Annotated in this window: 19 protein-coding genes; 13 read left to right on the plus strand and 6 right to left on the minus strand. The window is 36.0% G+C overall.

Annotated features, from left to right (window positions below; translation table 11 throughout):
* Positions 1-25: 25 nt before the first annotated feature.
* Both FHR28_RS02600 and metG read right to left on the minus strand, forming a co-directional pair.
* Positions 26-499, minus strand: a complete 474-nt coding sequence (locus tag FHR28_RS02600) for a hypothetical protein (protein WP_166781868.1) — start codon at positions 497-499, stop codon at positions 26-28.
* 122 nt (positions 500-621) lie between these two features.
* On the minus strand, positions 622-2,676 hold the full coding sequence (metG, locus tag FHR28_RS02605) for a methionine--tRNA ligase (RefSeq protein WP_166781869.1): 2,055 nt from the start codon (positions 2,674-2,676) through the stop codon (positions 622-624).
* Between the two features lie 180 nt (positions 2,677-2,856).
* Between metG and FHR28_RS02610 the strand changes: the two genes are divergently transcribed.
* The 3 genes from FHR28_RS02610 (at position 2,857) to FHR28_RS02620 (ending at position 4,607) form a co-directional block, all read left to right on the plus strand.
* A complete protein-coding gene (locus tag FHR28_RS02610) occupies positions 2,857-3,657 on the plus strand; it encodes a hypothetical protein (protein ID WP_166781870.1) in 801 nt (266 codons plus the stop codon).
* A gap of 102 nt (positions 3,658-3,759) precedes the next feature.
* Positions 3,760-4,254 carry a hypothetical protein gene (locus FHR28_RS02615; RefSeq protein WP_166781871.1) on the plus strand — a complete coding sequence of 165 codons (495 nt, stop codon included), beginning with the start codon at positions 3,760-3,762 and terminating at the stop codon, positions 4,252-4,254.
* A gap of 50 nt (positions 4,255-4,304) precedes the next feature.
* Entirely contained in the window at positions 4,305-4,607 is a 303-nt protein-coding gene (locus tag FHR28_RS02620; RefSeq protein ID WP_056515254.1) for a putative quinol monooxygenase, read from the plus strand.
* Positions 4,608-4,611: 4 nt separating this feature from the next.
* On the opposite strand, the gene FHR28_RS02625 is transcribed toward FHR28_RS02620, so the two are convergent.
* Positions 4,612-4,830, minus strand: a complete 219-nt coding sequence (locus FHR28_RS02625) for a DUF6500 family protein (RefSeq protein ID WP_166781872.1) — start codon at positions 4,828-4,830, stop codon at positions 4,612-4,614.
* A gap of 193 nt (positions 4,831-5,023) precedes the next feature.
* Between FHR28_RS02625 and FHR28_RS02630 the strand changes: the two genes are divergently transcribed.
* Positions 5,024-5,212 (plus strand): hypothetical protein, encoded by a 189-nt coding sequence (locus FHR28_RS02630; protein WP_004723829.1) that lies wholly within the window; start codon positions 5,024-5,026, stop codon positions 5,210-5,212.
* A gap of 48 nt (positions 5,213-5,260) precedes the next feature.
* Here the strand turns inward: FHR28_RS02630 and FHR28_RS02635 are convergent, their stop codons facing one another.
* Complete coding sequence (locus FHR28_RS02635) at positions 5,261-5,560, minus strand: hypothetical protein (RefSeq protein WP_056515248.1); 300 nt, start codon at positions 5,558-5,560, stop codon at positions 5,261-5,263.
* Positions 5,561-5,881: 321 nt separating this feature from the next.
* On the opposite strand from FHR28_RS02635, the gene apbC reads away from it, so the two are divergent.
* Positions 5,882-7,132, plus strand: a complete 1,251-nt coding sequence (apbC, locus tag FHR28_RS02640; RefSeq protein ID WP_105714364.1) for an iron-sulfur cluster carrier protein ApbC — start codon at positions 5,882-5,884, stop codon at positions 7,130-7,132.
* 346 nt (positions 7,133-7,478) lie between these two features.
* Positions 7,479-8,357 (plus strand): 5'-methylthioadenosine/S-adenosylhomocysteine nucleosidase, encoded by an 879-nt coding sequence (locus tag FHR28_RS02645; protein ID WP_154130965.1) that lies wholly within the window; start codon positions 7,479-7,481, stop codon positions 8,355-8,357.
* Positions 8,358-8,386: 29 nt separating this feature from the next.
* Here FHR28_RS02645 and FHR28_RS02650 read toward each other — a convergent pair whose 3' ends face one another.
* Entirely contained in the window at positions 8,387-8,938 is a 552-nt protein-coding gene (locus FHR28_RS02650) for a DUF2062 domain-containing protein (protein WP_105714362.1), read from the minus strand.
* A 456-nt stretch (positions 8,939-9,394) separates the two neighbouring features.
* Between FHR28_RS02650 and FHR28_RS02655 the strand changes: the two genes are divergently transcribed.
* From FHR28_RS02655 to FHR28_RS02665, 3 genes are all read left to right on the plus strand, one after another.
* Positions 9,395-9,988, plus strand: coding sequence for a LysE family translocator (locus tag FHR28_RS02655; RefSeq protein WP_004723817.1), 594 nt, complete (start codon positions 9,395-9,397; stop codon positions 9,986-9,988).
* 139 nt (positions 9,989-10,127) lie between these two features.
* Complete coding sequence (gene dcd, locus FHR28_RS02660) at positions 10,128-10,697, plus strand: dCTP deaminase (protein ID WP_056515236.1); 570 nt, start codon at positions 10,128-10,130, stop codon at positions 10,695-10,697.
* A gap of 332 nt (positions 10,698-11,029) precedes the next feature.
* Positions 11,030-12,376 carry a hypothetical protein gene (locus tag FHR28_RS02665; protein WP_105714361.1) on the plus strand — a complete coding sequence of 449 codons (1,347 nt, stop codon included), beginning with the start codon at positions 11,030-11,032 and terminating at the stop codon, positions 12,374-12,376.
* 109 nt (positions 12,377-12,485) lie between these two features.
* Here the strand turns inward: FHR28_RS02665 and FHR28_RS02670 are convergent, their stop codons facing one another.
* Positions 12,486-13,295 carry a DUF4882 family protein gene (locus FHR28_RS02670; RefSeq protein ID WP_166781873.1) on the minus strand — a complete coding sequence of 270 codons (810 nt, stop codon included), beginning with the start codon at positions 13,293-13,295 and terminating at the stop codon, positions 12,486-12,488.
* 470 nt (positions 13,296-13,765) lie between these two features.
* On the opposite strand from FHR28_RS02670, the gene FHR28_RS02675 reads away from it, so the two are divergent.
* The 4 genes from FHR28_RS02675 to FHR28_RS02690 all read left to right on the plus strand — a co-directional run bounded on the left by FHR28_RS02675 (position 13,766) and on the right by FHR28_RS02690 (position 20,252).
* Positions 13,766-15,151, plus strand: coding sequence for a hypothetical protein (locus tag FHR28_RS02675; protein WP_056515230.1), 1,386 nt, complete (start codon positions 13,766-13,768; stop codon positions 15,149-15,151).
* 264 nt (positions 15,152-15,415) lie between these two features.
* Positions 15,416-16,972 carry a hypothetical protein gene (locus tag FHR28_RS02680; protein ID WP_004723809.1) on the plus strand — a complete coding sequence of 519 codons (1,557 nt, stop codon included), beginning with the start codon at positions 15,416-15,418 and terminating at the stop codon, positions 16,970-16,972.
* A 16-nt stretch (positions 16,973-16,988) separates the two neighbouring features.
* Positions 16,989-17,741 carry a DUF6160 family protein gene (locus tag FHR28_RS02685; protein ID WP_166781874.1) on the plus strand — a complete coding sequence of 251 codons (753 nt, stop codon included), beginning with the start codon at positions 16,989-16,991 and terminating at the stop codon, positions 17,739-17,741.
* 21 nt (positions 17,742-17,762) lie between these two features.
* A complete protein-coding gene (locus tag FHR28_RS02690; RefSeq protein WP_166781875.1) occupies positions 17,763-20,252 on the plus strand; it encodes a DUF6160 family protein in 2,490 nt (829 codons plus the stop codon).
* The last annotated feature ends 74 nt before the right edge of the window (positions 20,253-20,326 follow it).

A 20,326-nucleotide genomic window follows, 5' to 3' on the forward strand; every position in this document is an offset into this window, starting at 1 on the left:
CAATGATCGAATCAGCTATGTGAGGTCATTCATTTATATCCTGACGATTTCTGGCTCTTTTCCATTCAATAAAAGTACAAATCAGCGTTGTTGGTAGTATAAGGACAAACTGGAGGTAAAGAAAAGTGAATAAAGGGGACGGCGTGACTATAGCAATGATAAGAATAAAAGGGGCTAGCATAAAGCTTAAAAGACACCCATAGATAAAACTATAACGCCAAGAGGCTAACACTAATTTACTTGCAAAAAAGTGTTTAAATAAGAGATTGGTAATGATGGCTGGAATGCACCCTAGGAGATAACCAAATGGAGTAATCAAGATGAATGCAGCGATCATTGGAAATATAATAGATGGTGTAATGAGTCCTTTTAAAAACCGCATTGGATTATAAAAAATAATTTCGCTGTGAAATGTGATTGCGATAATAAATGTACCGATGAATGGACCACAGAGGATAAATGCAGATATTTTTCTTTTGTTATTTTTTGACATATCCATATTGAGGCTAGCCCCTTTTTTTCATTTTTATAATGATAGTGTAGTAAAACATTAGCATAAAAAAAGACTTCCGAAGAAGCCTTTTAGTGATTTATGATCGTCTAGGATGAGATAATCAATAATTAAGAAACTTTATCACCTGGTTTCGCACCAGATTCAGGTGAAATCACCCAAACACCATCACCATTTCCAGCAGCAAGCACCATACCATTTGAAATACCAAAACGCATTTTACGCGGCGCAAGGTTTGCAACCATAACCACCAATTTGCCAGTTAAGTCTTCAGGTTTGTAGAACTCACGGATCCCACTGAATACATTACGTGGTTCAGCTTCACCGACATTTAGAGTCAATTGAAGCAGCTTATCAGAACCTTCTACTGTTGTAGCTTCTAAGACTTCAGCAACACGCAAGTCGACTTTGATAAAGTCATCAATCGTAATGATTTCTGCTTCACCCACTTTGGCTTCAGGCTTTTTCTCTTTGGTTTTTTCAGTTTTCTTTTCTGCTTTCGCTGGTGTTGCAGCAGCTAAAGATTCTTTTGATGCATCAACCATTGCAGCAACTGCTTTGGGATCAACACGTTGCATCAATGGTTGGAATTGAGCAATTTCATGCGCAACTAAAACCGTTTTTCCTGAAGTAAAATCAAAACTTTCAAGTTTTAAGAAGTCTTGAACTTGTTTTGCCAAAGTTGGAAGTACTGGTGCCAAGTAAACAGCCAATTGGCGGAATAGATTGATCCCAACAGAACAGACATCATGAACTTGTTGTTCCTGACCTTCTTGTTTTGCCAAAGCCCATGGTTTTTTCTCATCAATATACTGATTTGCACGATCAGCAAGTGCCATGATTTCACGTATAGCGGTTGAAAACTCACGCGCTTCATAAGATTGAGCAATCGAATCACCCGCATCAATGAAACTTTGAACCAGTTCAGGTTCAGCACATGTTGTAGACAAGCTATTATTAAAATTGCTGTTAATGAATTTTGCACAACGACTGGCAATATTCACAACTTTTCCTACTAAATCTGAATTTACTTTTTGTACAAAGTCATCAAGATTCAAATCAGAATCTTCAACTTTATCAGAGAGTTTAGAAGCAAAGTAATAACGTAAATATTCAGGATTTAAGTGCTGTAAATAGGTTTCAGCTTTAATAAATGTGCCACGCGATTTTGACATTTTTTGACCATTTACAGTCAAGAAACCATTTACGAATAGACCTGTAGGGGTGCGGTAATTTGCACCTTCTAACATCGCAGGCCAGAACAACGCATGGAAATATACAATGTCTTTACCAATGAAGTGATAGACCTCATTTTTAGAATCTTTTTTCCAGTAGTCGTCAAAGCTTAATTCTGGGCGTTTCGTTTTGATGTAATTTTCAAAACTTGACATATAACCAATCGGGGCATCAACCCAAACATAGAAATATTTATTTGGTGCATCTGGAATTTCAAAGCCGAAATAAGGTGCATCACGAGAGATATCCCAATCGTTTAGACCATTTTCAAACCATTCATCTAACTTATTGGCGATCGAAACAGGTAAACGACCTTCGTCACGCGTCCATTTTTGCAAGTATTCGGCAAAATTTGGGAGTTTAAAGAAATAATGATCTGATGATTTTTCAACAGGTGTCGCACCACTTAATGTTGAGCGTGGATTTAATAGCTCTGTCGCATTATAGGTCGTACCACACACTTCGCAAGAGTCGCCATACTGATCTTCTGATTTACATTTTGGACAAGTCCCTTTAATGAAACGGTCTGACAAGAACATGCTTTTTTCAGGATCAAACAACTGAGTAACAGGACGAATCGCAATATTGCCTGCCTCACGGTTTTTAATATAGATTTCCTCAGAGCGTGCTTTATTTTCATCGCTATTGGTTGAATCATAGTGATCGAAATGTACGCCAAAGCCATCAAAATCACGGATATGCTCTTTTTGCACATTGGCAATTTGTGCTTCTGGGCTAATCCCATTTGCTTCTGCACGGAGCATGATTGCTGTACCGTGTGCATCATCCGCGCAGACATAAGTCACTTCATGACCCATTGCACGCATGGCACGAACCCAGATATCTGCTTGGATGTAGCCGAGTAGGTGACCCATATGAATAGGACCATTTGCGTATGGAAGGGCGTTAGTGACTAAAATATTTCGCACGGATATAACTCTCTTTCTCAAAGTTAATGCAAGGGCATTGATTTTAGCGTAATTGCTATGAAGATGCACAACAGAATAGGTGAATTCTTTTCAAATGTAGATTTTTATGCATATTCTTATATCTGCCAATTCATTATTATAGAATGACGTATTCGTGTATTTCCCAAGAGTAATAAATCTATGATTGATGATGAATATTTTGATGATGACCAGCCTGTAACTCGTATTCCACAAAATCAAAATAGTAAAAATCTGATTGAAAAAAATATTCTGAAACAAGCTGAACGCTATTTTGAAGATATTTCTGAAGATGAACATCAGTATCTTATTGAAACACTCAATGGGTTTGCTCAAGAAGAGCCTTATTTTGAAGTTCTAGCCAATCAATTGGATCAGCCTGTAGGGGCTAAAATTGCCAATGATGCTCTCAATCTATTACATTTTTGGCAATTGATACATGAAGCTGAGGATATTGCTCAGTTTAATCTTTTAGATGTGATCAACTGTGCGTTTTTTCAGTCCGAGATGTTTAAAGCTTTTGATCAATTAGCGCTGGGTGAGCAGAAGTCACAATACCAAGCTGTGTTAGAACAAAGCTTTAAACTCTATCAATTAGAGTTGTATGCGGGATGTATTCCATTGCTTTATGCCCAATTGGAAGGTTTGTTAACAGCTGTTTTAGTTCAAAATGGTTATTTAAAACAACAGGACACCAAGTTTATTGATGTCTATAAAATCGTTCCTGGGTTAAAAGGTCATGAGATTAAAAGTTTGTGGCATAAAGCTAAAATTGCCAATGAATTGAATCATTATTTTTTAGAGTTGGCTGCTTATAAGATGGATAGTAGTTCAACGGTAAGTATGACACGGCATAACATTCTACATGGTACAGATTTGAATCATTTTAATCAGGGACGCAGTTTTGTATTGTTTATTTGGCTATTTGCGGCAGTCAGTTTTATGGGAAATGTCCGATCATAAAGTTCGAATCGTGATGATTCTTCACCTAAACTTCACATCCTAATCAAACACTTTACATTTTAATTTTAGAAACTAACACCAAGATCGAAGCAGGAGAAAATCATGCGGTCTTGGTATGTCTTTGTCGCCTCAGCTTTTGCGAGTTTGGGCGCTGTTCTCAGTTTAATTGTGCCATTTTGTCTTTTTCTATATTTTTATCAGGGCGATTTATTTATTTCAGCTTCTGAACGAACTTCAAGTCGAGGCATGGAAGTCGTATTGTATTTAACCCCATTTTTATTGCTGGTCGGGTTTCTTAGTTACACAGTTATTTTTAAAGTATTTAAAGCACCTCAAAAAATTATCGAAACAACACAGATTATAAAATCTATGACTTTGATCTTTATCATGATGCTAAGTTTTTTATTGTTAGTTTTATGTTTAGATGGTGCTCTATCTAGTTTTATCGAGGCATTGAGTTATTTACTCTTCGTTTATTTACTGTTATTGCTCCCGTTTTGTATCGGTCTAATTCTCGGAAATGCAATTTATTTCATTTTATACAGAAAATTTAATGCGCAGAATATGTTTAGAAAACAAGTACATCATTGGGTTTAAATTTGCGTTTCATGTTATGTTCGAACTTCGATATCAATAAGAAATTATCTATGCTTAAACTGATTGCCGAAGACTTTATCCAAGTGGATAAAATTGATTTAGTTTTACCTTTATATCAACAATTAGTTGAGCAAACTAAACGAGAAGCGGGCTGTATTGCCTATGATTTATATCATGATTTACGCAATACAGGGCATTTTGTATTTATTGAGGAATGGGTGGATCGAGCTGCTTTAGATGCCCATGTCCAATCCTCCCATTTTCAGGATTTAGTCCCGCAAATTGATCAACATAGAAGACAAGATGGAATTTTTACCCATATGCAACATTATGATGAATTGTTTAAAAAATGAATTTTTAGCGTTCATCTTCAATCATTTTCTTAATTTTGATTGCCTTTTCAAAATGATCAAGCTGATGGGTTTTAATCCACCATTCTGCCACTTGCATTAAGGTTTCTGGGTCATTATTTTTATTGGCAAAGAATGCATAAAAAGATAAACCAACATCATCTCCCTTTTTAGCAATTTTATCATTACAGACTCGGATAATTTTTTCTTTCATTAAGTGTTGCATTCGATAAGACTCAGTGTTTGTTTTAATTCAATGATTTTCAATCAATCAGAATAGGCTATTTTATTCATTTTGAAACAAAAAAACACATCGCTACAAACTGTGTATGAATTGTTAAAGAAATGCATCTTTTTACATTTTATGGAGTTTCAGTTGTTATAACTAGGGTGAGACTTAATTAAATAGGAAGAAAATCATGACAAATTTAGACGATTTAAAAAACAAAGCTTCTGAAGTAATTGATGATGTGAAGTTAAAAGCCAAAGAAGCAAAATTAGGTGCTGAAAAGGTTGCAGATGATCTCAAACATAAAGCAAAAGAAACACTGCTTAAAGGTGAGCAAGCTGTAAATGATTTGAAGCACAAAAAAGATGATGAAAAGTAATTTGAACAATCACTGAACAGCGCCACGCTGTTCAGTGATACTTTTTAATTAAGGTTCTTTACGAATCCACTCAATTTCACGAATCTGATTATTCACCACCGTAAAAGTATAAGTTACATTCTCAATCTCATAGATATAGTTGGATACGGTAACCGTCGTTTTACCTTCTTTACGTTCATAAGTGTTCATTGAAATTGGAGATTGGCCAATACGTGTCGACATTTCCGTCAAACTATCACCTACAGAAACCAATTGCCCTGAAGATGTACGCACCGCAGTTGTAGAGGTTCCAGCAACAGCTGAACTCGAAATGATTACAGAAAAAACTAAAAATAATAGAGACTTCATAGACCTACCTTATTATTGTCAAAAACCACACAAAGTTGTTATTTACCCAACGTGACTATAGCTATTTTTTATCCAGTATTTGTATGGGAATTATTAAGAAGGTGTTTGTCATAGAAATTTAAATCGCAAAAACAAAAAGTTCATTCTGAACAATGAGATAAAATGATTGAATAGATTATTTTGGATGCTAAACCAACTAAATCAGTAGGATTAATAACAACATTCAAAAAGCTGAATAGAAGTTTGCTTAACCTCAGGTCAATTTACAGTTAAACTATCTGTTCTCAGTATTTATTGTATTTGCAAATTTGGAGCAAATCTATGTCGTGGCTTTCTTCGCTTAAATCAGTTTTTTCTCCTGCGCAGGAGGTGAAAGAGGAAGAAGTCCAATCTGTTTTGCAAAACTATATTTTGCCAAATTCAAATGTCTTAAAAGATCGTATTACTCAAGTGAATGTTGTAGGCCGAGTATTACAACTGACAATTAATACTTATCCAGAAGAGGCAGATCATTTACAAAAAATTCATGATGATCTCGCAGATGCATTGGAGAAGTGTGGTATTCAAGAGTTGAATTTGCATGTGATCCAACAAAAAATTCAACATGATTCGAGTTGTGGCAGTGACCAACATGGAAAAGCAGGGCATAGTTGCGCTTCAAAGCCCAAAGAGCAACATCCTAATCTTCCTCCAGTTGTCGATGCTTCTGCTAAAATGGCAAATACACAAGAAGATCCTAATAATCCACCGATTCAAAAAGCAGCACCACAACAACGAGATATTCCGAAACACCCTCGAATTGAAAATGTGATCCTCATATCATCGGGTAAAGGTGGTGTGGGTAAATCAACCACCACAGTAAATATCGCATTGGCTTTGCACAAACTAGGCTTAAAAGTCGGGGTTTTGGATGCTGATATCTATGGTCCAAGTATTCCAACAATGCTGGGGAATGCAGGGCAAACACCTAAAATAGAAGGTGAAAATTTTGTACCATTAGAAGCTTATGGTATGGCGGTACTTTCGATCGGTCATTTGATTGGAAAAGAAAATACACCAGTTGCTTGGCGTGGTGCAAAAGCCACAGGTGCATTGATGCAACTGTTTAATCAAGCGTTATGGCCTGATTTAGATGTTCTAGTTATCGATATGCCACCTGGTACAGGTGATATTCAATTAACCCTTGCCCAGCGTATTCCTGTAACTGGCGCTGTGATTGTGACGACACCACAGAATGTAGCCTTGATGGATGCGGTTAAAGGGATCGAACTGTTTAATAAAGTGCATATTCCAGTTATGGGTGTTGTGGAAAATATGTCGACACATATCTGTTCAAATTGTGGTCATGAAGAACAAATTTTTGGTACTGGTGGCGGAGATAAATTGTCTGAGCAATATAATATTCCGTTGCTGGGTCGATTACCTTTAAATGTTCAAATTCGTGAAAATGCTGATGCTGGTAAACCTTCTGTGATTGCAGGAGATGTTGCTGCAGAAAACTATATGGCTATTGCTGAAAAAATTGCACAAGCTTTACCTAAAGCCGAAAAAGATCCGCATAGAATTTTCTAAGAATTGACCTCTTAAGCGTCCTCTCTTTATCTTAACAATCGAATTAAAGAGAGGATACTTGAGAATGAATCAATGAAATATTTAAACTTACTCGATAATAAGATTTTATAAACATTGCCCATTTTTAATATCCCAAAGAAATTCAAATAATTACTGTTAAATATGAAGGGTATGCTACAAATAGGACTGATCAACAGATCATACTAAACTGATTGAAGATATTTTTAATTCAAAAATAAAATTTAAAAGACTTTTTCTTAAATATAGGTATAAAAATATAGAAAATTGATCAACTGGTATATTCATTGCTTAGGTATAATTTCTTATTTAAACCATTGAGTAGACCATGCTATTAAAAAAAATCTTATGTGCCTTGGGAATCTGTAGTTCGATGTTCTTGACTGCATGTAATGATAGTGATTCAGATAAAACCAATTCTAATTCAACGGCACAGAAATCATTGCAACCCATCATTATTCAAGGTGCTTTACCTGTAGAGTCTGAGCAAATGGCCTCAAAACTAAGCAATTCTACAGTCGAAACGTTCGGTGGTTGGAAGTTTTGGAAAGGCACCTACCAAGGTTATCCGGTGATTATCTCTAAAACAAGAATGGGAATGAGCAACTCTGCTGCCGCAACAGCAATTGCGATTGAACGTTATAAACCCATTGCGATTATTAACCAAGGAACATCAGGTGGACATGATCCTGATCTTAATGTCTATGATATTGTTTTAGGTCGTTACACCACCAATATTGGTGCATTTAGAACACCTAAAAAAGCGGTTGGAGAGGGTTCGAATTCTCTTGAATGGACAGAAGCTTTTGATGTGCTGCCTACGGATGAGTCTGATCCTGAACCGATTGCGATTCGTAAATTTGAAGCAGATAAAGATCTGTTATTGGCGGCGCAGCGTGCAAAAACCAATTATAGCAAGGGCCGTGTGGTTGAAGGTACTATTGGTTCAGCAGATGTTTGGAACAATGAATTGGATCGAATTGCTTTTTTCCATAAAAACTATGGCACTTCTGTAGAGGAAATGGAGGCTGCATCTGTGGCACAAATTGCCAGCCAATATAAAGTACCATTCCTTGGTGTTCGTATTTTATCGAACAATATTACCAATGGCGGTGCATATGACCCAGGCACTGGAGAAGCATGCCAGCATTATGTTTTAGATGTAGTTGTTGAATATATGAAAGCTAAACAAGCCGCTTTGAAGTAAATTTTTTATCAGAATAAGTTGGAGCTTGTTTAAAGAATGTTTGGCTGTTTTTTACGGTTATTCCATTTTTTAATCACGCTCCAACGCCAGTAAATACGTGTCACAATAAAGAGTAGCGATGCAAATACAAATGCTTCAATAAACAAACCAGTTGCAAGAATTTTGGCTAGACTAAAATCAATATGCCCATGGCCAAAGTTTTTGATCCAATGAATGATTTGATGGAAAACACCGAGTAACATTTCCTTATTGATCATATGCACATGATAAATTTTGGAACCAATCCAAAAGGCAAAAATCAAAATTGGCACAATGGTTAAGGGATTCATGATCCAAGCTAAAATTAAACCAATCGGTAAGTTTGCCTCAAAGAATAAAACTGAAAAAATAATTAATAAGGTGTGGAATGGGATAGGCAAGATGCCCCAAAAGGTACCAATAAACATTGCTTTAGAAATCGATTTTCGATTGACATACCAAAGCTGAGGACTTAAGGCTTTATCGCCAAAAATCTTCATGAATTTCAAATTGTTGACTCGCTCTGGACTAGGGAGCCAAGACTGAAAAAAATGCTTTGCCATAAAAGTAGAAAATGCAAGAAAGGTAACTATTGTGCATCAATGTAGATAAAAACGACAACCTTTCTGACAAAAAACCTAATGAGTAAGAGAGAAATATGGATAAAGAATAGTCAATAAAACTGAAAATTTACTTAAAAAGCCCTTGATTCGTACCAAAGATGGCCTTTAACGGAACTACTTGTTATTTTACCGCTAATCAGTGTGCTATTTGGGAATAAACTTACTGATTTAAAAGGTATTCTTATTGATTTTAAAGTTTGATTTTGGACATAAAAACAGCATTTCTTTGATCAGTGACTTTGCGGTTTTTATCTGACTTTACGTTTTTAAGATATTGAAAATAATATATATTTTCATTTATAGGACTGTTCTTCAATAAGTTCTCTTACAATTATTTTTTTGCCAATTCAATTTAAAAGATTTAATCTGCGATCAATCCATTGATGAGGTCATTTAATGATTTCATGGTTTTTTATTGGCTTGGTGGTGACGATTCTTTTAACACCAGGACCAACCAATACGCTTTTAGCATCTTCTGGGATTCAAGTTGGAATTCGAAAATCTCTTGCATTAATTCCAGCGGAAGCGCTTGGCTATCTTATCTCCATTACCATTTGGGGATTAATTATTGGATCTGTGTCTAAACAGTTTCCAAGTGTACCCGTTATTCTCAAATTATTTAGTGCAGGTTATATTTTATTCCTGGCTTTGAAATTATGGCGTACAGCAAATCGAGATGAAAACTTTAATCACGCGACAATTCGGGCGCGTGAGTTATTTTTTGCAACCCTTTTAAACCCGAAAGCACTTCTTTTCGCTTCTGCAATTTTCCCAACACATGTATGGCAAAATGCGTCTGCTTATACTTCACATATGTTGGTGTTTTTATTATTAATCGTACCCATTGCATTTTTTTGGACATTTATTGGTTCTGTGATTTGCAGTAATAAAGTGACGTGGCTCAATCAGCGCAATATGCAAAGAACTGCGTCTTTAGTTTTAGTGAGTTTTACTGTACCACTGAGCTATTCAGCACTTTTAAGCCTTTAACAATCGATTATAGTTGAACTTAAGTTTGTACGTTTACTTACAGACTTGGGTTGCTCTATTTCGTCATAAACATTCCTTTCAAAAGCAATTTCAGTTAAAGTACAGCGCAGTAAATAGCACAGTTTTGGGATAGAGATAAATGGCAATTAAGTCTGATCGTTGGATTCGTGAAATGAGCGAAAAGCACGGTATGATTGAACCGTATGCAGAAAACCAAGTGCGTTATGATGAACAAGGTGAAAAGCTGATTTCTTATGGCGTATCTAGCTATGGTTATGACGTACGTTGTGCACGTGAGTTTAAAGTCTTTACCAATGTTCACTCTGCTATTGTAGACCCTAAAAATTTCGATGAGCGTAGTTTTATCGACATTGAATCTGATGTCTGTATCATCCCTCCAAATTCATTTGCATTAGCACGTACTGTTGAATATTTCCGTATTCCACGAAATGTTTTGACGATTTGCCTAGGTAAATCGACTTATGCGCGTTGCGGTATCATTGTAAATGTAACGCCACTTGAACCTGAGTGGGAAGGTCACGTGACATTAGAGTTTTCAAATACGACGAATTTACCTGCGCGTATTTATGCTGGTGAAGGCGTTGCTCAAATGCTGTTTTTTGAATCTGATGAAGTTTGTGAAACGTCTTATAAAGATCGTGGTGGTAAATACCAAGGTCAGGTTGGGGTAACCTTACCTAAAGCTTAAATTAAAAATGAGTTTGGAAAAAAGCAAGTGTAAATCACTTGCTTTTTTTATGTATATATCAATATGATAAATATGTTTAATGCATTATTTTTCAATAAAAATTTTTAAATAAAATCATAATTAAACAGAACAAAATGAGATTTAAATGTATTTGAAATTATTGTTTTTTATCGGAAAGTATAAAAAATTTATCGGAATAAATTTTAATCTATGGTATAAAAATATGCTAAATATAAATGTGATTTATATTATTTTATTTGTTCAAGATTCGAATGGTAATTTAGTGTTGGTATAAAAATAAGGTCAAGCTTTGCTCAGGATGGAAGCGTACGATGTTCGAAAGAAAATATCTAAATGTTGTATTACTAATATTGAGTGTTTTAGCGATGAGTATGACTCATGCTGCGACTTTACAAGCCTTGACTGACGAACAATTGTCAGAAACCACTGGTCAAGCACTGATGAGTTTGAGTTATATTGCACCAACAGATATTGCGAATTTAGAGGCTCGCCGTACAGGTGGAGATAGTAGTGTTGGGTTTTATAAATTAGGCTTAGAAGCGAATGTTGAATTAAATGCAAATATCAAAAAACTTCAGTTAGGTTGTGGTGGTATCAATGGAAGTGGCGGTTGTGATTTAGATTTAGATAGCGTTTCTTTTGGCTGTATTACAGGCGCAGCAGGTTATTGTATTACCTCTGCAACAACAAACCCGAATCAACCTAGTGGTCTTGATAGTAATAACGCCATCAGTAATCAAAAGAATATGAAGGATTTTGTCTTAACAAATCCTTATTTCCAATTTGCAATTAAAAATCCTAATAGTGCTTCTACTCGGGAAGTGGTGGGTATACGCATAGGAGCTGAAAAAGCAGAAGGTCCATTATCTATTGGTAATTTAAATAGTTTTAGTGGTTATTTTACAGGAAAGGCAAATTTAACCATGTTAGGTGAAACAAATGTTTCTCCTGTAACTTCAACAACCTGGAATTCAAAAGCAATATCAACGCCTAGTGCTTTTCTGGGGTTAGATGATGCTACAATTTTAGATGTACTCCTCGCTTCAGTAAAATATAGTGAAATTACCGCAAATTATTCAACTGTAAGTAGAAATGGTTTAGCTGTTTCTGTCGTTGGTAACCGTGTTAGTCAAGCAAAAATAATAGGTTTAGATTTGAGTTCGGTTGTAGATGATATTATAAATGGTACTGCAACTACTTCAGCACTGGAGTTAAATACCAGTAACTCTTGTGTACGGATTTTGGGTGCTTGCACAGGATCTTTTGGGGCAAATGTTGGTAATCTTTTACTACCAAGATTAAGAGGTGGTATTTCTGATTATATTAAACAACAATTAGCAACAGGGCTTGGTACTTCTGTTTCGGGATTGAGTACCTATCAAATGCCTTATAATTTAAGTAACGTGCATCAAATAGATGTGAATTCAAATACTTTTGGTATTGCTCTATCTGCACAAAATTTACAATATCCTGACTATGCAGCAGCAGTGAGTAAAGGTTGGAGTATGTATCTTCAAGATGCTTTTACGCTTAATATTTCAGATAAAGTAAGTAATCTTGTGAGTAATATTGCTTCAAGTTCAAATGCGAAAGATGGAAATATTACTTTATTAGAACAGCCTTATCGTAATTGTTATGGTTCATTAAAATTCTGTTAATTTTTGGCTTCTAGAGGCTTAAAAATAAAGAAATTTAGCACTCATGATGAATCAGCTTTCTATATCAAACGTTTTAAAACCCACTTCATTCCAGTGGGTTTTTTATAGTTTAAATTGTATTCTCGCAGATGTCTTTCGTGTTGGAAGAATAGTTTAAAGTCATTTGGCTACGCTCAAAGATAAGCGTTTCTCTTGGTTGATAAGTGCCTATTAGCGATGTTGGATAACCACCTACAAGACCAAACATTTGGAAGCTGATTTGAGTGGCTGAGTCTGATAAGGGGGTATTGTTAATATAGCCTTTATCTATACCATTTAAATTTATTCCAATTTGTTTTGAATCCTGATCTAAATAAAGGCCGATTTTATAATTATTTGCAGAGCTATAAGCTATATCAAATTCTTTTTCATAATTAATGCCTGCACCCAAATCAGAAAAACTAACATAGACTTTTTTTGTTTTCGTATCATCTGAATTTGTAAGCCATACGAAGCCTCCATACTTCAGGTTTCCATTTTTGATACCATAAAAATTATATCCTAATGTATATACACCACTCTGATTTCCAGAATGAGATCCTATAGGGATATCTGCAAAGTTATCAATTTTTAGCTCTACTGCGTACATTCCTGTACTCGATAGATTCTTATCGCCTAGAATTGTGTTGTTTGTTCCATTTATATAGTTTTTATAAGATTGCGCAAATGAAGAAGTACTTGCATGATATTGATATGACGAATTCTCGAGTAGAAAACTAGCAGTTGCTCCATTTAAATATGGAAATTTTTTTGCAGGCGGAATAGGATTTCCAATCATCTGTTGGATTTCAGCAGCTGTTGCATCAAAATCATAACTACATGCAGCCCAACTGCTTATACAGATTGAATTTATCATTAAGCCGCATATCATTTTTTTCATGGTGTATCCCTTTTTATTTTGAGATTTTACTATAAGATTAAAATGGAATAGGTGTGAAAATATCCGATAAAAAGGTTCAAAAAATTTAAATATTAAATACTTGCTTTAAATGGATTCATTTTAATTAAAATATTTGAACTATTTTTATATCTATCATTAATTTTTTATTTATATTTGAATTTAAATAATTTTTTATCATTGATAATTTCTATGGAATATTTTTCATGTTTTGTGATGGTGCTGGATGTCTTAATTTTTAACAAAAATTACAGTCATTTTGTCGGAAATTTAACCTGTATTTGAAAACATTATGATAGATTAATCACATTATATTTCTCTATTGAAAACTAAAATACATTTCCATAACAGTAAGAGCCTAAATTATATGAAGTTTATCTAAGATTAGGTTTGGTTATTGGAATAATAGAGTTTCACAATTTTGAACATAATCTAAGGATAAGGAGATGTTCATGCTTAAAATTAAGGCTTTGTGTGTAACACTTTTTTCATTCAGTGTCTTTGCAATGTCTGCTGTATATGCACAGCCAACAACCTTAAAAAGTATGTCTGATGAACAACTGTCTGAAACGACAGGTCAAGCTTTAATGAGTTTGACTTATGTTGCACCCACCGATTCAGCAAATATGGAAGCGAAACGGACAGGTGGTGATAAAAATATTGGATTTTATAAGCTAGGTCTAGAAGCTGAGCTTGAGTTAAATGCCAATATTAAAAAATTACAGTTAGGTTGTGGTGGCGTTAACGGCGCAAATGGTTGTGATATTGATATTGATAATTTAGGTTTAAGTGGCTTAGGAAACTCTGCAACATCAAATACTGGTAGCGATGCTGATCGTGCTGCACGTGTAGGATCAAGTGCTGTTTTAACCAATCCTTTTATTCAATTTGCAATTAAAAATCCAGGAAGCGCTTCTACACGACAAGTCGTGGGAATAAATTTAAGCTCTGAAAAAGCAGTGGGACTACTGACGTTTGGTACAGAAAATAGTAGTACAAAAAATGGAATTAATTCCTTAAGTGGATATATGCAAGTTGCTGCTACCACAGGAACAGCATTGGTTAATGGTTTTGGTACAAGTACTATTGCTGGAGAAGCAGCCAGAACACAGTTAAGACAATCTGATGGTTATAATGCAATTAACGGTAAGGCTTGTTGTCTTTTTTTTGTTGGAAATTTAGATTTTACCACAACAGCATACAACTTAAATTTGCGTGACCAAGCAACGGGCAGTAATATTTTAAAAGGAGATTTGGTTTTAGAACAGCAAGCTATAACTGGTAAGCGTATTAATAGTGCGCTACTGAAAGCAAGTGCAAATGTTCGCGATATTGATTTAACAGGCAATATTATTGCCAATGTAATCGGGTTAAATTTAAATAAGGAAACACAGGGGACTATCAAAAATTTAACAGTTGATGTGGATATCAATGAGGATTTGGGATATTTCCATAAGGCCAGTTTAAATGGGACGCCTGCTTCCTTATCTTTGCAAGGACAAGATATTCAATGGACTGGAAATAAATCAGTTGCACAAAAAGGATGGTGGTTAGAATTTTCCAATCCGATTGATATTGGCAAGATTGATCCGACTGATCGGGTAGATATTCCTAAAGCCACATTAAATGAAGTGATGAATCAAGTAAGTACATATTTGCAAGAAAAGCCAGTACAGTGTGGTCCAGTGGGATTGTTAAATTGTCTTTTAGGGAGCTCTATTCCTTTAAAAGAGGTGGATTTGGCAAATGCACCTAGACCTAATATGACATTAAATAACTTACAATTAGCTAAACAGGATTTTACTCCAAACTGTTACGGCTCATTAAAGTTTTGTTAATAATTAGATGGTTATTATGCTTTGACAGTAATTGTGCCAAACCTTATGGCTGGTTTCTTGTTTAAAAAGATTCATTTGTCGGAAATGATAGATTTTAACCAAAAAAACTTTGTCATAATTAAAAAAATTACATAGTATGAAGTGTGATAGACATAACAAAACTGTATAAACAAGGATATGTGTTTTTGTGCAGTTTGAAGTTGGAAATTTAAGAAATAAAATAAAATATGGTGCGGAGCATCGTATAACACAGGAAGGTCGTGGATGACTACACTCAATTATACGGTAAAATTTCATAAAACCGTTTTGGTGAGTTTGATTGGTTTATGCTTAAGCCAATCTTGCTTCGCACTCGAAGAAATGTCTGATGAAAAGTTAAGTGATACCACAGGCGAAGGTATTGCCTTATTGCCTAGAGACACTTATATGGTTTTTCAGGGCGCTGGAGTAAACCAAACTCAAGATACTGTGCTTACAAATCGTAGTTTAGACACTGGCTATATCTATTATGTTCCTGTGGGACCATTGTCATCAATCGTTCAAGATACCAATAAAGATGGTGTTGTGAATGCCAGTGACCATTCAGTCGGCAAAGCTGATTTATATCTATATGGTTTGGCGTTGTCAAAAAATGCAAGCAATAATGCCAACCTTAGATTAGATGCGGGATCAACCAATGGCGTAGCGAACGCTGCGATTAAAAGCTGGGGAACTGCAACCAACCCTTGGATATTCAATGTAAAAACAGACCTCAATGTACCTGACTTTGGTGCAGGTGCGGGTTCTGTAACGTATTTAAATTTTGAAGCGCCGTTATATGAAAATTTATATTCATTTGCTGCTGATAAGAAAACAGTGACGACAAGTGCTTTTGTCAATGATGTTGGTGGGGAAGATGCATATAACCTTAAACTTGCATTTTGGGCAGATGGTTTTGTACGCGATCAAAGTAAGGCTGACAAAGATCCAAATCAATTTAATTTAGGCGAGGGGTTTAGTACCACTGCGACGGGGCGAGCAAACCGTATTCGCTTACAAGGTATCTTTAACGGTTTTGGATTAAATGGCAGTAAAATTCAATTATTCCAAACGCTCGGTGGTGCTACAAATACGGGTGGTATGAGTGCTTTTTATAACAATACTTTAGGTTTGGCTGGTGTTATACGACTAAATAGTGGTGATGGTTCAAAATTATTGGGAACATCTACAGCAAACTCATGGACTGCTCCAGCGAATTTGATGAGCCATGTTTTTAGAATTAGTACTCAGGAATGTGGGGTTGGTAACTTAAATGGTTGTACCACGCCTTCAGCACAAGATATCTTGTCGACTCCAGCAATTAATGGCGGAACAGCACCGACTTTTTCAGATAAAGAAGGTATTTATATTTATAATTTGAACACCAATTTGGTGCTTGGTTCATTATATCAGCCTTTGATTCTCGGATCTGATGGCACAAACTTTAGTATAGAACTGGCTAGAATCCCAAATAAAGAATCAATTTATAAGAAGATCTATACGGATTATACAGGGGCGGATACTTCATATACTGGGTCTACTTGTAATGTTTATAACTGTGGCACAAGTTCAATAGCGGGTTATCAAGGCAGTTCGGCAACACACAGTAGTATTAGTATAGGTACTGTTTATAGTATGGATGCAGGGAAGACTTTACTTGCAGATAAATCTGCAGGTGCTGTAGGGGTTTCATTTAATCAGTTAAATAATGCGACCAGTTCAAATGCACAGAATAACTTAGGATCAGCCTTGATTGATGGAATGCTGATTCAGCATATGAAAATAACCACCAAAGGCCTATAGGATAGGAAGAACTATAATGAAAAAAACAGTAATTCTTATTTTAACTAGCTTGGTGAGTTTTCATTTGGCAGCGATGGAGGCTTTAACTGATTCAGACATGCAGCAAGTTGAAGGGCAAGCTGGTGCAGATTTATCTTTAAAATTGGTACTGAATCAAATTAATGCAAGTGATTCATATTACACCACAAATAATGCCTATAAGTTTGATAATGGGTCTGGCGGTATTTGTGAGAAATTACAATTTTGCCATTTGGCATTGTCTGTCAATAATCGATATGTTGATGCAAATGGTTTAGCCAGTAGTACTGAAGGGAACAAACTTTGGGTCGTCTTTAAAGGTGTACAAGGGACGATTAATATTCAGAAATTGGGTTTGGATGGCGTTGATTTGGTCTATAAAAATACCACAGCTATGCAGATGATCAAACCCGCAATTCAGTTATCTTTTGATGCGAATCAACCGATCCAAATTCGTAATTTTGGATTCAATTCTCTTTCTATAGAAAAAGATGATTTCACCAGTAAAACTAATGCAGATGGGACAGTTACGGAAAGTTCATCGGGTGCAACAGAAGGCCAGTATGGTTATTTAAAAGCCAATAAATATGTAGCAAAACCTCAAACAACGGGTTTTAATGGCTCTACCGCAGATAATTATGATGTTGGTCGAGAAACGGGCTTTATGGGTGTACAAATGAACGGTAATCTTGTTCTGCAGGGCAAGCTGATGATGTTTAGTTGTGACTCTACAATGAATAAGCGTTGCTAAAATAAATCTGAGGGTTTAGGGATGAACATTAAAAAACAACAACATGGAAAAAGATTTATTTTAAATACATTGGCTTTGAGTTTGTTGGCTATACATGCGCCTGTTTATGCATTACAAGCTTTAGATGATAGCGATTTAAGAAACGTAAATGGCCAGGATGGCGTACATATAGAGGCAAGCTTAAAAGAAGCCAATATCAAAACATTGTACTGGACAGATCAGGCGGGTCGCGCAGAAGCAGATGCAACCAGTCAAGCGCTCGTTGCAACAGCAGATACGGTTAAAATACAACAGAGCAATACTTCTACAGATCCATTAAAAGCAGATATCAAGCTTAATATGGGCACTGTTGCGGGCAAAACTGGAGTGAATTTAGATTTATCACTCTCTCCTATGCTGATGACCGTCGATTCATTTCGTGTTTGTGATAGTGATCCAAGTGGGGCGCGTTGTAGTGCAAAGTTGGGTAATTTAGCGGTACAGACGGCTTCAAATACCAGTATTGGATTAAAAACAAGCAATGGTCTTTTAAGTAAAACAGATCAAGTTGAGCTAACTTTAGGGCTTCAAAATGCCAACATCTATTTAGGCCAAAGCAGTGCCACAAATCAATTAAATCAACTGATTTTAAAGAATTTTAACTTTAACTTTAAAGGAAAAGGTTTTGCGTTTATCGATGCAGCTGAAGGCTTTAAATTACAAACGAATTCTGGAACTAATATCGCGGGTGCAAATCAGGCACCAGATACGAACTATGGTTATGTGGATTTAACCCGTGTGGTTGATCCCGCTTCATTAAAGGCGGGTTTTATAAACACAGGCAGTTATGGAAATGGGACTTCCACAACCAATGCGGGTTTAAATCTTGAAATTATGGTGAATAATAAAGGGATCAATCCTACATCGCTTTATGATGTCGATAGCTATAATACCCCAACAGGTGCTAAAGGGCTGATTCGCGTGGGTGCCAGTGGGCGTATGGTGAATGGTTCATTGCAATTTCGTGGTGTACAGAATGCCAGTAGTTTAATTGGTTCTGCTGTTAATTCGAGTGGTGCAGACACTGGAAAAGATATTGTTGGTGGTTCTGGTATCGCATTTCGTATGAAGACGGATTTCACCAAAGAAGGTGACACAATGCTTGCTGGTGGTGGCGATGCAACCACTTTGGAAATTGGTGGCGCTGGATTAAATAGTTACGGTTTTGAGTTTGGTAATTTAACCGGTTTACAAAAGGGAACGCGTGCTTCTTTTGACACAGGGAATGTTTTTTTAAACCTTACCGACTCTAAGCAAGTTACGATACCTGTAAACACAACCTTCCAAAATTCAAGTTTTGGTAATGGCCAAGCTTTAACCAATTTAAGTGATTATAAACAAGATATTTATACGACCCTATCAGCTGGTAATCGTCCTTATGCTGTGGTCGCTTCAATTCGTGGTGGGGAATTCCAAGCCATCTCTAGACGAGGGAGATTTACCACTGCCGCTGGTGTTGCTGCTGGTAATTTATTTACAGAGAGTGGTTTAAATAATCAGTGGGGACTGGCTTTACCCTTTTATAACTTAAATGCCAATTTAGCGATGTATGGCACAACCGTTGATGCTGATAAAGCCTATTATTATTCAGCAGATGGTGCGAAAAGCAGTGTCTCAAATACAGCCGGTATGCAAACCTCTAGACTCGGTTTTTCTTTAGGTTTAAGTACAGAGGGTGTGGATAAAAATGGTACAACTAAGCTTGGCAATAAAACAACCTCGATTCTGGTGATTGATGGTGGTCAGGTGAAAAATGATGCAGGTATTCCAATTGCGGGTACCTCTAAAGACTATTATTTAGGTTTAAGAAACATCGATATGTTGCTGAAAGGTAATGGCAGTATTGGAGTTGAAAACGGAAGTTTAAATTTAAGTTTAAAAAATATGTTGGTGGTGATGGCAGCTGAAGTTGCGGCAGGTTATTTACCTGGAACAACTTATGCATCATGTGCAGGTGGTATTGCGACAGCAAGTGTCGCTTGTGGCAACAAGGGAGCATCTGATTCCAATAATTTCGCCAAAAGTGATGATGTCTTGTTTGGTCTAAAACTTCGCTTTGGTGGTGATATGGATTTGTCACTTATTCCAAATAGTGAAATTAAAGCAGATGGCACAGGCAATCGTTTAACTGTGGTCGGTGATTTAAAATTAGCAGCTACAAATAACACCATCCAGATTAGTGATCCTGTCAATGGTTCTATACTCGGTTTAGATAACTTGACGGGTGATATTCGCTTTAACAATGCTATTGTGCTCAGTAAAAACTCAACGAGTGGGACTGGTCAGGTTGGATTTAATGCAAGTTTACAATTTAATCCAACACAGTCAGTCGGCGGTGTATTTAGAGCGAGAGATTTAAATTTCTATCCTCCATCTATAAATGGTGCTTTAGTATCAGGTGCGCGCTTAGGTGAAATTGCGTTAACAGGAGGCCGGTTGACCAGTGAATTCAACATTGTTCCACGGAATTAATTCGTTATTGGTCGGCTTGTGCTTTTATCGTACAGAATTTCTGATTAGACTGTGATGTGGTAGGCAGTATATAA

Source organism: Acinetobacter sp. BIGb0196, from assembly GCF_011759595.1.
GTDB classification, from domain to species: domain Bacteria; phylum Pseudomonadota; class Gammaproteobacteria; order Pseudomonadales; family Moraxellaceae; genus Acinetobacter; species Acinetobacter guillouiae.

Excerpts from the sequence above, each read along its gene's own strand:
- FHR28_RS02600 (WP_166781868.1), bottom strand. The coding sequence starts at position 499 with ATGGATATGTCAAAAAATAACAAAAGAAAAATATCTGCATTTATCCTC.
- FHR28_RS02610 (WP_166781870.1), top strand. The coding sequence starts at position 2,857 with ATGATTGATGATGAATATTTTGATGATGACCAGCCTGTAACTCGTATT.
- FHR28_RS02615 (WP_166781871.1), top strand. The coding sequence starts at position 3,760 with ATGCGGTCTTGGTATGTCTTTGTCGCCTCAGCTTTTGCGAGTTTGGGC.
- FHR28_RS02620 (WP_056515254.1), top strand. The coding sequence starts at position 4,305 with ATGCTTAAACTGATTGCCGAAGACTTTATCCAAGTGGATAAAATTGAT.
- FHR28_RS02625 (WP_166781872.1), bottom strand. The coding sequence starts at position 4,830 with ATGCAACACTTAATGAAAGAAAAAATTATCCGAGTCTGTAATGATAAA.
- FHR28_RS02630 (WP_004723829.1), top strand. The coding sequence starts at position 5,024 with ATGACAAATTTAGACGATTTAAAAAACAAAGCTTCTGAAGTAATTGAT.
- FHR28_RS02635 (WP_056515248.1), bottom strand. The coding sequence starts at position 5,560 with ATGAAGTCTCTATTATTTTTAGTTTTTTCTGTAATCATTTCGAGTTCA.
- apbC (WP_105714364.1), top strand. The coding sequence starts at position 5,882 with ATGTCGTGGCTTTCTTCGCTTAAATCAGTTTTTTCTCCTGCGCAGGAG.
- FHR28_RS02645 (WP_154130965.1), top strand. The coding sequence starts at position 7,479 with ATGCTATTAAAAAAAATCTTATGTGCCTTGGGAATCTGTAGTTCGATG.
- FHR28_RS02650 (WP_105714362.1), bottom strand. The coding sequence starts at position 8,938 with ATGGCAAAGCATTTTTTTCAGTCTTGGCTCCCTAGTCCAGAGCGAGTC.
- FHR28_RS02655 (WP_004723817.1), top strand. The coding sequence starts at position 9,395 with ATGATTTCATGGTTTTTTATTGGCTTGGTGGTGACGATTCTTTTAACA.
- dcd (WP_056515236.1), top strand. The coding sequence starts at position 10,128 with ATGGCAATTAAGTCTGATCGTTGGATTCGTGAAATGAGCGAAAAGCAC.
- FHR28_RS02665 (WP_105714361.1), top strand. The coding sequence starts at position 11,030 with ATGTTCGAAAGAAAATATCTAAATGTTGTATTACTAATATTGAGTGTT.
- FHR28_RS02670 (WP_166781873.1), bottom strand. The coding sequence starts at position 13,295 with ATGAAAAAAATGATATGCGGCTTAATGATAAATTCAATCTGTATAAGC.
- FHR28_RS02675 (WP_056515230.1), top strand. The coding sequence starts at position 13,766 with ATGCTTAAAATTAAGGCTTTGTGTGTAACACTTTTTTCATTCAGTGTC.
- FHR28_RS02680 (WP_004723809.1), top strand. The coding sequence starts at position 15,416 with ATGACTACACTCAATTATACGGTAAAATTTCATAAAACCGTTTTGGTG.
- FHR28_RS02685 (WP_166781874.1), top strand. The coding sequence starts at position 16,989 with ATGAAAAAAACAGTAATTCTTATTTTAACTAGCTTGGTGAGTTTTCAT.
- FHR28_RS02690 (WP_166781875.1), top strand. The coding sequence starts at position 17,763 with ATGAACATTAAAAAACAACAACATGGAAAAAGATTTATTTTAAATACA.